Origin of the sequence: Erythrobacter sp. THAF29 (assembly GCF_009363635.1) — a bacterium.
Classification (GTDB): Bacteria; Pseudomonadota; Alphaproteobacteria; order Sphingomonadales; family Sphingomonadaceae; genus Erythrobacter.
On record NZ_CP045392.1, the window covers coordinates 761,772 to 774,921 of the forward strand.

Consider the following 13,150-nt stretch of genomic DNA (forward strand, 5'->3'; position numbering starts at 1 on the left):
CTGATCGTTCGGTGGGCGACACGACTCCTGACCAGTTGATCGAGGGGCTGGCGCGCGTCTGTTCGCGTGCCGGCCTCCCGCCACCTTCGGACCTGATGCGCCTCACCGGCGGGGCGACCATGGAAAGCTGGCGGTTTTCCGCTGGCGAGGACCAATTCGTCCTGCGCCGCGCGCCCTCTCTCGCTTTCATGGAGGACCGGCCCTACGGCCATGATACCGAGGCGGCGGTGATCGAAGCCGCGCGGGCGGCGGGGGTAACGGCGCCCGAGGTGGTCGCGGTGCTCGGGCCGGAGGACGGGATCGGCAGCGGCTTCGTGATGCGCGCTCTGCCGGGCACGCCCAATCCCAAAGAGATACTCGAATTCGATGGAGCCGACGCGCTGCTGAAACAGGCGGCGCGTGATCTGGCGCGCATACATTCGCTTGGGCCCGGAGATGTGCCCGAGGCTGTGCCGGTTATGGATTACCGCGAAGCGATTGCAGACCTGCGCCAGCAATTCGAGGAAGCGGGCGGCGACCGCCCGATCATCGCGCTTGGCCTCAAATGGATGGAAGACAATTGTCCCGACCCGCTCGAGCCAGTGCTGGTGCATGGCGATTATCGGATGGGCAACTTGCTCGCCGAAGGCTCACGATTGACCGGTGTGCTCGACTGGGAGCTCGCCCATTTCGGTGACCGGCACGAGGATCTGGCGTTCGGCTGCATGGCGGTGTGGCGCTTCCACCGATACGATCGGCCAGCGCTGGGGCTGGGATCGCTGGAGGATTACTTCAGAGCCTACGAGGCCGAGGCGGGTGTGAAAGTAGACCGCGAGCGCTTCCGCTACTGGCTGATCCACCGCACTGTGTGGTGGGCGCTGGGCTGCCTCAAGATGGCGAAGATCTGGCGCAGCGGCGAAGACCGGATGCTGGAGCGGGTGGTGATCTCCCGCCGGACGAGCGAGCAGGAGCTGGATTTGCTGATGCTGCTGGAGGAGGACTTGCCGGAAAAGCTCCTTTATCAGTCACCGATAGATGAGCTCGTTCGCGAGACCGAATTGGGCGAGGCACATGTAACAGAGATGGCGACAGCCGTTTCGGAATGGCTCGGAACGGTAAAGGAAAAGATGGTCGGACATGATCGCTTCCAACTGGCTGTCGCGCGAAATGCGCTTGGGATGATCGCTCGGGAAGTTGGGCCCACATACGGCGATTACTTCCAATGTCGAGAGATCCTTGCAGGAGAGCTCACGCTCCTTTCTGGCTTCCCCGCGGACGATGACGACGACTACTTGCACGAGCTCCGCCTCGAGATCTGTGATCGCGTAAGAGTTGATTCGCCAAAATATCCGGCGCTTCGAGCAGCACTGAAGAAGTGGACGGGAGAAGGCTAGATGTGCGTCCATTGGACATTGACCCGGCTTGCTTCACCCGAAGTAAGCCCGCGCCCGCTCGTCCGCCAAAGGAATGCGATGCCGGGCGCGCTATGCGCACCCACCCGGACGGGCGCTTTAAACCGTTTCAATAAGAGCGAGGAAGACTAAATGGACTTCGCAATTCCCGCCGATCTTCAGGCGTATTTGGGCGAACTCGACGCCTTCATCGAGGCCGAGATCAAACCGCTTGAGCAGCAGGACGACAATATCCGATTCTTCGACCACCGCCGCGAGCATGCGCGCACGAATTGGGAGGCGGGCGGATTGCCGCGCGAGGAGTGGGAGGAGCTACTCCGCGAAGCCACTCGCCGCGCCGATGCGGCCGGCCACTGGCGCTTCTCCGCGCCTAATAAGTACGGCGGCAAGGATGGGTCGAACCTCTGGATGGCGGTGATCCGCGAGCACTTTGCGAGGAAGGGTCTTGGCCTCCACAACGATCTCCAGAACGAGCACTCGATCGTCGGCAACTTCCCCTTCGTCGCCATGTTCGACCAATGGGGGACCGAGGAGCAGAAAGAGGAGTTCATCCTCGGCGGCTTTGAACGGAAGCGCCGCGTTGCTTTCGGCCTCACCGAGCCGCACCACGGCTCCGACGCGACCCACATGGAAACCCATGCGGTTCGCGAGGAGCGCGACGGCCAAGAGGGCTGGCTCATTAATGGCGAGAAGATGTGGATCACCGGCATGCATGTCGCGACCGACTGCGCGATGTTTGCCCGCACGTCGGGCAAGGCGGGCGATGCGAGCGGGATCACCTGTTTCCTCGTCCCCAATCCCACGCCCGGCCTCGAAATCGAGGAGTGGATGTGGACCTTCAACATGCCGACCGACCACCCGCGCCTTTCGGTCAAGGACGTGTGGGTGCCCGATAGCGCGATCCTCGGTGTCGAGGGGCGCGGCCTCGCGCTCGCGCAGAGCTTCGTCCACCAGAACCGCATCCGGCAGGCGGCAAGCTCCTGCGGCGCGGCGCAGTTCTGCGTCGATGAAAGCGTGAAGTATGCCCGCGAGCGCAAGCCCTTCGGCGAGGAGCTCGCGAAGAACCAGGCGATCCAGTTCCCGCTGGTCGAGCTCGCGACCCAGTGCGAGATGCTGCGCCTGCTCATCTTCAAGACCGCGTGGGAAATGGACAACATGCCGCACGAGGAGATCGAGCGGACGATCTCCGACAAGGTCTCGATGTGCAATTACTGGGCGAACCGGCTGGTGTGCGAAGCGGCCGACCGCGCGATGCAGGTTCATGGCGGCATCGGCTATTCGCGGCACAAACCGTTCGAGCACATCTACCGCCATCACCGCCGCTACCGGATCACCGAAGGCAGCGAGGAGATCCAGATGCGCAAGGTAGCGGCGTATCTGTTCGGGTATCTGGGGCCGAAGAAAGGGACGTTTGGGTGAGCCGAGCCAGAAGCAAACCTTTGCTCAAGCTTTCGGCTGTCTTGCTCGCTATTGTTGCGACGCTGCTTGCTGCGAATAGCTATCTGGAACGGACGCGCGAAATCAGCGGTATCTGGCTTTACCAATTCGAAAATTCGAATTTCTTCGAAGGGGCAACGGGCGAAACAATTCATCGAATTGATCGATCAAGCCCGTCGTGGCTTCGGGCCGATAACAGTCCACTTCTTGACTTAACGAATCGGACCGGAGGCGGGGAATGCTGGCGCACGATGGGGTTCGAAATTCGTTTCGTCGGAAGGAAGCTAATCGGCCCGTCGGGGCATTTTTCTAGTTGGTGGTCGGAGTATGTTGTCGAGGAAGTCATCAGTGTTCGACCGGTCGATTGGCCTGAATGCGACGACCCCAATACAATGTTCGACTAACGACTTGCCGCTCCGGCGAAGCCCCTAGCAATATCCTTTCGCGCCGCTAGTCTCCCGTTCCAATACAGGGAGAGACACATGCGCCGTTCCGCAATTCGTTCATTCGCCGCAGCCTTGCTTGCCGGGGCCGCGATCACCGCTGCGCCGCTTGCCGCAGAGGACGAGGAAAAGAAAGACGAGAAGTGGGATGTCACCGCGCCCAAGGGCGCGACCATCGAGCAAGTCTCCATCCAGACCGACGAAGGCACGTGGATGGATGTCGATGTTGCGCCCGATGGCCGCACGCTCGCCTTTGCGATGCTCGGCGATATCTACATTATGGATATCCCTGGGCCGAACACCGTCGGCACGCCGACGCGGATTGCCGAGGGGCTTGCATGGGAGGTGCAGCCGCGCTTCTCGCCCGACGGTTCGCGCATCGCCTTCACCTCCGACCGCGGCGGGGGCGACAACATCTGGGTGATGAACCGCGACGGTTCGGACATGCGGCAGGTGACCAAGGAAAACTTTCGCCTGCTGAACCAGCCGACATGGTCGCCCGACGGCAAGTTCATCGCCGCGAAAAAGCATTTCACCACGCAGCGCAGCGCCGGGACCGGCGAGATCTGGATGTATCACGTAAGCGGCGGCGGCGGCGTGCAGATCGTCGAGCGGCCCAACGAGCAGTTCCAGAAGGAAATCGGCGAGCCGACTTTCGCGCCCGATGGCAGTGCGATCTATTTCACCCGCAACACGACGCCGGGCAACACCTTCATCTACGCGCAGGATTCGCAGACCGGCATCTTCGCGATCGAACGCCACGACCTCGAAACCGGCGAAGTCACCACCTCGGTGAGCGGCTATGGCGGCGCGGTGCGCCCAACCCCATCGCCCGATGGCAAGGAAATCGCCTTTGTCCGTCGCGACAAGGACACCAGCCAGCTTTGGGTCAAGGACCTCGCCAGCGGCACCGAGCGCATGGTCTATCGCGATCTCGATCTAGACCTGCAGGAAACCTGGGCGGTTTACGGCGTCTATCCCAACATGGACTGGACCCCCGACAGCCGGAGCATCGTGTTCTGGGCGGGCGGGAAGCTCAACCGGGTCGACCGCGACGGTTCGAACCATGCGGTTATACCCTTCTCGATTGCGGACACGCGCGGCGTCGCCGATGCGCCGCATCCGGTGATCGAGGTCGCACCCGACCGCTTCTCGACGAAGATGGCGAAATTCGGCCAGCTATCGCCCGATGGCACGCGTGTCGTGTTCGAAAGCCTCGGCAAGCTCTACACCAAGTCGGCGCGCGGCCGCGATGCGCCGCGTCCGCTGACGGGCGACAACAGCGATGCGATCGAGGCCTTCCCGAGCTTCAGCCGCGATGGCAGCCGCATCGCCTATGTCCGCTGGACCGACGAGGGGCTGGGGGAGATCGTCGTCGCCAATGCCAACGGGTCGAACCGCCGCGTGGTCACGCGCACGCCCGGGCACTATGCCAACCCCGTCTTTTCGCCCGACGGCCGCACCATCGCCTATGAGGCGCGCTCGGGGGGCTATCTCACCGCGCCCGAATATTCGGAAAACACCGGTATCTTTACCGTGCCTTTCGGCGGCGGCGAGGCCTCGCGGGTCAGCCGCAGCGGTGGTTCTCCGCAATTTGCCAAGCGCAACGACCGGATCTTCTTCAACAGTTACGAGGGCGGCAAGCTCCAGCTTGTCTCGACCGATCTGGATGGCGAGGCCAAGCGCACCCATGCGCGCGGCGAACTTGCCAACGATTTCCAAATCGCGCCCGATGGTGAGACCATCGCCTTCCGCCAGAATTACGAGGTCTTCGCCATGCCGGTCATCCCCGGCGGCAAGACGGTCGATGTGAGCGAGAAGGGCGGCGCGCTGCCGGTGACCAAGGTCTCGACAGGCGGCGCGGACTATATTGGCTGGGCGAGGGGCGGCGACACGCTTTTCTGGTCCATCGGCCCGATGCTCAAGACCGCCGATGTCGACGACTTTTTCCGCAGCGCGCCCAAAGGCGAGGATGAGGGCGAGGGCTATTCCCCGCCCGAGACCGGCATTTCGATGGCGGTCACGGTCGAGGCGGCGAAGCCCGGCGGCACGATCGCAATCACCGGCGCGCGTATCCTGACGATGGCGGCGGGCCTCGATATGCAAGACGCGGGCGTGATCGAGAACGGCACGATCGTGATCGAAGGCGACCGGATCGCGGCTATCGGCCCGGCCGGCGAGGTCGCAATTCCGCGCGGTGCGGTCACGGTGGATGCGTCCGGCAAGACGATCATGCCCGGCCTCGTCGATGCGCACGCACACGGTCCGCACGGAACAGGCGATCTCGTGCCGCAGCAGAACTGGCGGCTGGTGCAGGACCTCGCTCTCGGCACCACTACGATTCACGACCCGTCGAATCAGGCGAGCCTCATTTTCGCTTCCGCCGAACGTCAGCGCACGGGCAAGCTGCTCGCCCCGCGCATCTTCTCGACCGGCGAGATCATCTACGGCGCGAAGGCGCCGAGCGTCTATGCACGGATCGATTCATACGAGGACGCGCTCGCCCATGTCCGCCGGATCAAGGCGCAGGGCGGGATCTCGGTCAAGAACTACAACCAGCCCCGCCGCGAACAGCGCCAGATGGTCGCGCGCGCCGGAGCGGCCGAAGACATGCTGGTGGTCGCCGAAGGGGGATCGCTGTTTGGCATGGACATGAACCTCATCGCCGATGGCAATTCGACCATAGAGCACAACGTGCCGGGCGATGTTTTCTACGAGGACGTGCTGCAATTCTTCGGGCAGTCCAGTTCGAATTACACGCCGACGCTGACCGTCACCTATGGCGGACTCGCGGGCGATCCCTATTGGCGACAGGCCACGGACGTGTTTGCGCACCCGCTGATGATCCACACCCCGCCCAAGCTCCTGCTGGCAAGCAGCGGTCGGCGGACCAAGGCGCCCGACTGGGCATTCGTCGACGACAACGCCGCGCGCGAGGCCAAAAAGCTCATGGAGCGCGGGGTCAAGGTTTCGATCGGCGCGCACGGTCAGCAGGCCGGGATCGCCGCGCACTGGGAGCTGTGGAGCTTCGCGCGCGGCGGGATGTCCCCGGTCGAGGCGCTCAAGACCGGTACGATCATGCCCGCCCAGTCGCTCGGCATGGATAAGGATATCGGCAGCCTCGAAGTCGGCAAGCTCGCCGACCTGCTGGTGCTAACCGAAGACCCGAGCGAGGATATTCGCAATTCCGACACGATCGAGCAGGTGATGCTGGGCGGGCGGCTGTACGATGCCCGAACCATGAACGAAGTCGCCACCGGCAATGCGAAGAGGCGGGCCTATTGGTGGGAGGATGGCGAAGCTGGCGAGGCCGGTGGGTCCGAGGCAGCCACGCATGCCGCCGGTGCAGGGCATTCGGACGGTGGCTGATCGGGACGCGGTCTAGGCTTCCTCGGCCTCCATCAGCGCGCGCAGGTCTTTAAGCGCCTTTGCGCGCAACTGGTGGACCCTCGGGACGCTCACCTCGAGCACTGCGGCGATCTCGGTCAGGTTCATCTCTTCGACGAAGAACAGCTGGAGCACGAGCTTCAGCCGGTCGGGCAGCTGTTCCATTGCGCGGATCAGCCGCTCGCGATCCTCGTTCTCGCACAATATGTCGAACGGGTCCGGGCCATCGTCCGCAAAGGCGGTGTTGGCCTCGTCATACTCCTCGCTGATCGAGGAAACGCTGACCGCGGAGGCCTCGATTTCGAGCAGCTCGGCATCGGAAATCTGCATCGCAGCCGCGATCTCCGCGCGGCTCGGTTCGCGCAGCAGCTCCGCGCGCAGGCGTTCGACTGTCTGGTCGTAGGTTGCGCGCTTCTTGCGCGCGGTCCGGGTGTCGTTCATCTGCCGCCGGATCTGGTCCAGCATCGCGCCGCGCACGCGGATCTTCGCATAGGCGGCGAACCCATCTTCGCCCGGCCCGTTGTGGCGCTGCGCGCATTCGGTCAGCGCAAGCACGCCGACCTGTATCAGATCTTCGATCTCGAGCCCCTCACGCCCCATTCCGTAAATGTGCCACGCCGCGCGCCGCACCAGGGGCAGGAATCGGCGAACGCGGTCCTCGACTTCGGCGCGCGAGATGCTGCCATAGGCGGCAGTCTGGGCCGAGGCAAAGCGTGTCTGATCGTGCTTCATCAGGCGGCCTCCTGTTCGAGCGGCGGCTGTTCGGAAGCGGGATGCGCGGGCTCGGTCTCGCCGATCACGCCGACCACTTCGACGGCTTGCGTTGCTGGCAGTTCATTGATCGAAAGGACGAGGCACTGACGTGCACGCTGGCGCAGCAAGGCTGCGAGCGAGCGGCGGGCTGGAGGCTGGACAATCAACGTGATCGGACCGCCCGCTTCCTCGATCATTTCGTTGATACGCCGAGCGATCATCGATCCGCAGTCCGGCTCGATCAACGGTTGACCGGTGGCTGGATCGCTCATCCCGCCGAGGATCGCGGATTCCAGCCCTGCATCGAGCGTTGCGACTTTCAGAGGCTCGCCCGGCCCGCAGATCCGCGCCACCAGTCGAGCTCCCAGATCGGCACGCACGGCGTCGATGAGAGCGTCGAATTCCTGGGTCTGCTGCAGCGCAAGCGCGAGGCTGGTGAAGATTGGCTGCGGATGCGCAAGGCCGATCCCGTCCGCGATCAGCGCACGGAAAATGCGTGTCATGGCAGCGAGCGAAAGCGGTTCGGGATGGACAGCCTCGACTAGCGCCGGAGCGCGCTCCTTGAGGTCATCGAGCAGCTCGCGAACCTCGACCGGGCCGAGCAGATCCTGGCTCCGCTCGAGCAGGACCTGGTTGGCATGGGTGGCGATCACGGTGCTTGGGTCGACGACAAGGAAGCCTTCGGCGACAGCGTGGTCGCGCATGGCCGGATCGATCCAAAGCGCCGGGCAATCGAAACTCGGATCGCGGGTCGCTTCGCCGGTAACGCCATGACCGGTCCGCACCTCGCCGGTGTCGATAGCGAGAAGCTTTCCTGCGCGAGCGCTGCCGCTCGCAACACACACTCCGCCCAGCATCACGCGATATTCGGCGGCACCGAGATCGAGCGAATCCCGGATGCGAAACTGCGGGAGGACGAAGCCGAGATCGCGCGAGAGCTGTTTGCGGATGCCGGTGATCCGGGTGAGCAGCGGTGCGTCCCCATCTGCTTTGGCGCCTTTGTCGACAAGATGGATGAGGCCGTAGCCGAGCTCGATGGTGACGAGCGTCTGGTCGGATATCTCGGAAATCTCGATCCGGTCCGGGGGCGCTGCGTCCTCGACCGGCGCCTGTTCGACGGGTCGCGCAGCCCGCCCACGCAGCACCCACCAGATCGTCCCCGCGATCGCGGCGGCGGGAAGGAAGATAATCTGCGGCATCGCCGGAACCATGCCGATCCCTGCCAGGATCAGCGCGACCGGCAGCCATCCGCGCGGGTCGGAGAATTGTCCTCCGATCTGCCCCGCAAGGTCGCGCGTGTCGGCAACGCGGGTCACGATGGCGGCTGCGGCGATGGAAAGCAGCAGGGCAGGTACCTGCGCCACCAGCGCATCGCCCACGGCGAGCGTTATGTAGAGTTCGCCCGCCTCGGCAGCCGAGAGGCCGTAGCTGACCATGCCCAGCGCAAGCCCCGCGATCACGTTTACGCCGAGGATGAGCAAAGCGGCAATCGCATCGCCCTTCACGAACTTCGATGCGCCATCCATCGAGCCGTAGAAATCAGCCTCGACTGTGACCTGCCCGCGCCGCTCCCGGGCTTCTTCGGCGGTGATGAGCCCTGCGGCGATATCGGCATCAATTGCCATCTGCTTGCCCGGGAGCGCGTCGAGCACGAACCGCGCAGAGACTTCCGATACGCGGCCCGCGCCCTTGGTGATTACGATCATGTTGATGATGAGGAGGATGCAGAAGACGAACAGGCCAACCGCGAAATTGCCGCCGACGAGGAACTGGCCGAAACTTTCAATGATCTCGCCCGCCGCGGCGCCGCCCTCGTGCCCGTTGACGAGCACGATGCGAGTGGAGGCGACGTTGAGCGCCAGCCGCAAAAGTGTCGCGAACAGGAGCACGCTCGGGAATGCGGAAAAATCGAGCGGGGTGCGCGCGTTCAGGGCCACCATCAGCACCGCGACCGAAATCGCGATGTTGAGCACGAAGAAGATGTCGAGCAGTGTCGTCGGGATCGGGAGAACCATCAGGACGAACAGCGCGAATATTCCGGCAGGCAGCGCCATGGCCGCCGGAGCGGCGCGCAGCCGGTCGATCCACGAAGCGCCCGCAGAAAGCGCGGGGGAGGGAGAATTCGCGCTCACAGTCCGAAACTCCGCAACTGTTCATAGGCGCGCTCGATCCGCTGCGCCGCCTCGCCGGCCCGTCCGGGCGCGTTGCTGCCGAACGTCGCGCGCAGCGTCGCCGACATCGGGGGCACTTTCGCCGGCGCGATCCGCCGCGGCGCGGTCGGAAGCGACAGCGGTGCATCCGGCGCGCGGACCGAATTGCCCCGCCGTGTGATCGTCGGCGGCGAATGCGGTTCGAACACGGCCTCGTCTGCGATAAGATAGGGAGGCGCCGCTGCCGGTGCGCCTCCTTCGGGCATGGCGCGCTCGAGCTTGGCCGAAAGCACCTGCATCACCCCTTCGAGGCTGCGCGGTGCGCCGTTCGCTTCGAAGAAGATCGCGCGGTTCGCGGAGGCGGGCTTGCGGAACAGGGCGGCGGCGCTCTGCTGCGGATTGTCGGCCATCGCCGAAAGGAACTTGCCCGCCCCTTCCGCACCGAGGAAATGGGCAAGGTACAGTTCGCCGTGATCGGGCTCGCGGCCAAGAATCGGTGCGAGGTGTGCGCGGTTATCCTGGGCAAGGCCCGCCGCCATCAGCGAGGCGATTTGAGGATCGCTGCGCAAGTCGAGGATGGCCTTGCGCTGGGCAGGGTCTGCGACATGCGCGGCACCGGTTCGGCTCGTGCCGATCTTTGACGAAACTTCCCCGAGGCCAAATCGCGATCCATGGCTTTTCATCGTTTCGAGCCAGGTGCTTTCGATGAACTGGTAGAGTCCGGCCGCGCTCGAAGTCCGCGCTTTGGCCGCGGGGTTCATCGAGGATTCGACCCGTGCCTGCGCGACGAGATAGCGGAAATCTATGCCGGTCCTGTCAGACGCATCGGCGATGGTCCGCTCGACACTGGCAGGCTCCTGCATACTTGCCGCCCGTGCGGCGGGTTCGAACGGCTGGGCCGGGGTGCGGTGTTCGCGCACGGCGAGAATGAAATCGCGTCTCGGCGTTGTGCCTGGCTGGATCGGCTGGCTCATCGTCTGTTTGCCCTGGTTGCGAAGCGCCGATTGTTCGGCGCGCTTATCCGCATCCAAAAGCAACAGGCGTGCCAACTCAGTCAGGCATGGGCGAAATTGGTGGCGGCATAGGTCGCGCGCCCACCGCCCAGTGCTTCGATCCGGGCTGCGACATTGGCCGCAAGCAGGTTGCGCACCCGGCGATTGACCTCGTTCAGCTTCCTCGCCGTCTCGGCAAGAACGCGGGTTTCGGCATCCAGCGCCTCGGGGCCAGTGGGAGCGAGCGCGTCGCATAGTGCCTGCTTGTCGCGGGTCGCGCAATTGAGCGCGTCGGCATCGAGGGTGGCAAGCGCTTGCCGTTCCTCTTCGAGAACGGCAATCATTTGCCGCAGGTTGCCGGCCAGGTCAGCGCTCATCATTCGATCCCGAAGCCGAGACGCGCTGCAATCATCGCATCCGCGATTTCGGTCGGCACTAGCGGGTAGCTGCCGTCTTTCAGCGCCTCGCGGATTTCGGCGACCCTTTCATTATTGATGGGGGGTTCGCCCGCTTCGACGGCGGTTCCGACTTCGATTTTCACTCCCGCCGCCTTGCCTTGGGCGGCGGCGCTGCGCTGATGCGCGGTTGGGGTATCGATCTGCGCACGGTCGCTGCCGGATACGGCGCGCGGTGCGCTGATCGCCTGCAATTTCCTCAGTTCGATAGAGGGCATTGTGCGTCTCCGATTGGTATTCTGAGGTAAAGAACGGCAGCGCGCGCTCCGGTTTAAGTCTGCGACCCTGAATTATCGCGGGCTTGCCGGAATGACGGCGAGACCGGGGCGCTCGATCCGCGCGCGGACGGGCGCGCCTTTGCGCGCCATACGCACGCCTATCCAGTCGCCCTGCGCTCCGTTTTCGAGCGCCTCCCCGGTCTGCTGGACGCTGAAGCCGCGCCCGCGCACGAGGACGGTGATCGGATCTCCGCGCTTGATCAGTTGCTGATTGGCTTCGGCGCGCGGCACAGGTCTTATCCCGACGAAGATGCGCCAGCCGCCGGAATCGGGACATTCGACGCGGACGGTCGAGCGATTGCCACCGTGCCACGAGGTCTCAAGTGGGCTTTTGCAGGCGCCAAGGCGCAGGCGGCGATCGGTCGGCACGCGCGCGCCGCCAATCTCTCCGGTTGCTGCTCCGGTGAAGCCTGCAACCGCCCGGTCGATCTCTGCCGGGTCGATATACACCGGCTCTGCAGAAGCGGCTGTCCCGGTTGCCCCCGCGAACAGGGGGAAGAGCATCGTCAGCGCGAGCGGCGCGAATCCTATGGTCGGGTTGAATGATCGCATTTCTGTGTTTCCCCTCGCTTCAGGGCCGCCAACGGGCTGGCCTTCGGTGTCGGTCCGCTCTCTGCAAGCGCCATGCCAAGAAAGCCGGTCGACCATAGGTGCTATTCCCGATGCGTATGCTGCCGCGACTTAAGCGCCCTGCGCTAACGCTCGTTCCAAACAAAGAGACGGGCTTGCGATCCAGATGAATTTCAAGAGCCCGCGTTGGAGGGTCCCGATGATGACATCGACTACCAAGCGCCGTCGCCGACCGGAGGGCGATAACGCCCGCATTTCCGAAGGGGGGCAGGCTTCGCTTGCCCGCGCAGCGAGGCTGGAACTGCTCGCGCGGATCGCAGACTTCATGGACAAACACGATCTCGATGTGACCGCGACCAACCTCGCCCTAGTCTGCAGCGCGTTGTCGGGTTCGAGCCGCGAGCTCGCCGAACTCTTCGCCAAACGCGAGATCGCCAATGAGCCCATAGACCAGCGCTGGCTCGATACGATTTACCGCTTCGATCCCGAAATGTCGGCCCGTCTCGAACAGCTCGACAAGGTCATGGACGAGTTGGAATACGCGGTGTCGCGCTTCGCCAAGACGGCGAGAAGGACAAAAGACGAGACGAGCGATCATCGCGGCGCCATCGGGGCGCAGATCGAGGTGATCGCAAATCTCGGTGGCGATGAAGACCCTGCAGACGATATCGAAAAAGTGATCAGCCTTTCGCGGTCCATGCTCGAACGGATCGAGCAGGCCGAACGCGCGATGGAACGCAGCCAGGCCGAGAGCGAGGAACTTCGCGCCAACCTGGCCCGCGCACGCAGGGAAGCGGATGTCGATCACCTCACCGGCCTCCCCAATCGCCGGGCTTTCGAGCGTCGGCTGCAATCGGCGACCGAGCGCGCCCGCGAAACCGGCGAGGCGCTATGCGTCGCCTTCTGCGACATCGATCACTTCAAGGCCATCAACGACAAACATGGCCACGATGCGGGCGACAGGGTCCTGTGCGCAGTCGCCGAGATGTTCGCCGAATACACCTCGGAAGACTGCTTCGTCTCGCGACATGGCGGCGAGGAATTCGTCATGCTGCTTTCCGGCTTTGACAAGGACCGGGCTTTCCAGAAGCTCGAAGGTATTCGCTGCGCGCTGGCGATGAAATCGCTGACCAATCGGGAGACGGGCAAGCCATTCGGGAAGATCACGTTTTCCGCCGGCATCGCCGAAGTGACCGGCGAGATCGATCCGAGAAGCGCGCTCGTGCGTGCGGATGCCGCGCTCTACGAAGCGAAAAAAGCCGGCCGAAATCGTATCGTCGTGATCTGACGCGCT

At 64.0% G+C, this 13,150-nt stretch carries 11 protein-coding genes; 5 read left to right on the forward strand and 6 right to left on the reverse strand.

From position 1 onward, the window contains the following. The first annotated feature begins 11 nt into the window (after positions 1-11). The 4 genes from FIU90_RS03825 (at position 12) to FIU90_RS03840 (ending at position 6,640) form a co-directional block, all read left to right on the forward strand. Positions 12-1,373 carry a phosphotransferase gene (locus FIU90_RS03825; protein WP_152433581.1) on the forward strand — a complete coding sequence of 454 codons (1,362 nt, stop codon included), beginning with the start codon at positions 12-14 and terminating at the stop codon, positions 1,371-1,373. A 150-nt stretch (positions 1,374-1,523) separates the two neighbouring features. Then, a complete protein-coding gene (locus tag FIU90_RS03830) occupies positions 1,524-2,810 on the forward strand; it encodes an acyl-CoA dehydrogenase family protein (RefSeq protein ID WP_152433582.1) in 1,287 nt (428 codons plus the stop codon). Next, positions 2,807-3,232, forward strand: a complete 426-nt coding sequence (locus FIU90_RS03835) for a hypothetical protein (protein ID WP_152433583.1) — start codon at positions 2,807-2,809, stop codon at positions 3,230-3,232. Before FIU90_RS03830 ends, FIU90_RS03835 begins: the two co-directional genes overlap by 4 nt. 78 nt (positions 3,233-3,310) lie before the next feature. After that, positions 3,311-6,640: an amidohydrolase family protein gene (locus FIU90_RS03840; protein ID WP_152433584.1), complete on the forward strand. Its 3,330-nt coding sequence runs from the start codon at positions 3,311-3,313 to the stop codon at positions 6,638-6,640. A gap of 12 nt (positions 6,641-6,652) precedes the next feature. Here FIU90_RS03840 and FIU90_RS03845 read toward each other — a convergent pair whose 3' ends face one another. From FIU90_RS03845 to FIU90_RS03870, 6 genes are all read right to left on the reverse strand, one after another. Continuing rightward, entirely contained in the window at positions 6,653-7,390 is a 738-nt protein-coding gene (locus FIU90_RS03845) for a sigma-70 family RNA polymerase sigma factor (protein ID WP_152433585.1), read from the reverse strand. Next, entirely contained in the window at positions 7,390-9,465 is a 2,076-nt protein-coding gene (locus tag FIU90_RS03850; protein ID WP_152435680.1) for a flagellar biosynthesis protein FlhA, read from the reverse strand. Before FIU90_RS03850 ends, FIU90_RS03845 begins: the two co-directional genes overlap by 1 nt. A gap of 74 nt (positions 9,466-9,539) precedes the next feature. Further along, the gene (locus FIU90_RS03855; RefSeq protein WP_152433586.1) at positions 9,540-10,535 is read right to left on the reverse strand and encodes a transglycosylase SLT domain-containing protein; all 996 of its coding nucleotides are present in this window, start codon (positions 10,533-10,535) and stop codon (positions 9,540-9,542) included. A gap of 80 nt (positions 10,536-10,615) precedes the next feature. Next, the gene (locus FIU90_RS03860) at positions 10,616-10,930 is read right to left on the reverse strand and encodes a flagellar protein FlgN (RefSeq protein WP_152435681.1); all 315 of its coding nucleotides are present in this window, start codon (positions 10,928-10,930) and stop codon (positions 10,616-10,618) included. Beyond that, positions 10,930-11,226, reverse strand: a complete 297-nt coding sequence (locus tag FIU90_RS03865; protein WP_152433587.1) for a flagellar biosynthesis anti-sigma factor FlgM — start codon at positions 11,224-11,226, stop codon at positions 10,930-10,932. Before FIU90_RS03865 ends, FIU90_RS03860 begins: the two co-directional genes overlap by 1 nt. Positions 11,227-11,298: 72 nt before the next feature. Further along, a complete protein-coding gene (locus tag FIU90_RS03870) occupies positions 11,299-11,838 on the reverse strand; it encodes a flagella basal body P-ring formation protein FlgA (protein WP_172970171.1) in 540 nt (179 codons plus the stop codon). A gap of 217 nt (positions 11,839-12,055) precedes the next feature. Between FIU90_RS03870 and FIU90_RS03875 the strand changes: the two genes are divergently transcribed. Then, positions 12,056-13,144, forward strand: coding sequence for a diguanylate cyclase (locus tag FIU90_RS03875; protein WP_172970172.1), 1,089 nt, complete (start codon positions 12,056-12,058; stop codon positions 13,142-13,144). The last annotated feature ends 6 nt before the right edge of the window (positions 13,145-13,150 follow it).

What these genes read in the sequence shown, in the direction of transcription:
- FIU90_RS03830 (WP_152433582.1), top strand. Translation starts at nt 1,524, where the DNA reads ATGGACTTCGCAATTCCCGCCGATCTTCAGGCGTATTTGGGCGAACTC.
- FIU90_RS03840 (WP_152433584.1), top strand. Translation starts at nt 3,311, where the DNA reads ATGCGCCGTTCCGCAATTCGTTCATTCGCCGCAGCCTTGCTTGCCGGG.
- FIU90_RS03845 (WP_152433585.1), bottom strand. Translation starts at nt 7,390, where the DNA reads ATGAAGCACGATCAGACACGCTTTGCCTCGGCCCAGACTGCCGCCTAT.
- FIU90_RS03850 (WP_152435680.1), bottom strand. Translation starts at nt 9,465, where the DNA reads ATGGCGCTGCCTGCCGGAATATTCGCGCTGTTCGTCCTGATGGTTCTC.
- FIU90_RS03855 (WP_152433586.1), bottom strand. Translation starts at nt 10,535, where the DNA reads ATGAGCCAGCCGATCCAGCCAGGCACAACGCCGAGACGCGATTTCATT.
- FIU90_RS03860 (WP_152435681.1), bottom strand. Translation starts at nt 10,930, where the DNA reads ATGAGCGCTGACCTGGCCGGCAACCTGCGGCAAATGATTGCCGTTCTC.
- FIU90_RS03865 (WP_152433587.1), bottom strand. Translation starts at nt 11,226, where the DNA reads ATGCCCTCTATCGAACTGAGGAAATTGCAGGCGATCAGCGCACCGCGC.
- FIU90_RS03870 (WP_172970171.1), bottom strand. Translation starts at nt 11,838, where the DNA reads ATGCGATCATTCAACCCGACCATAGGATTCGCGCCGCTCGCGCTGACG.
- FIU90_RS03875 (WP_172970172.1), top strand. Translation starts at nt 12,056, where the DNA reads ATGATGACATCGACTACCAAGCGCCGTCGCCGACCGGAGGGCGATAAC.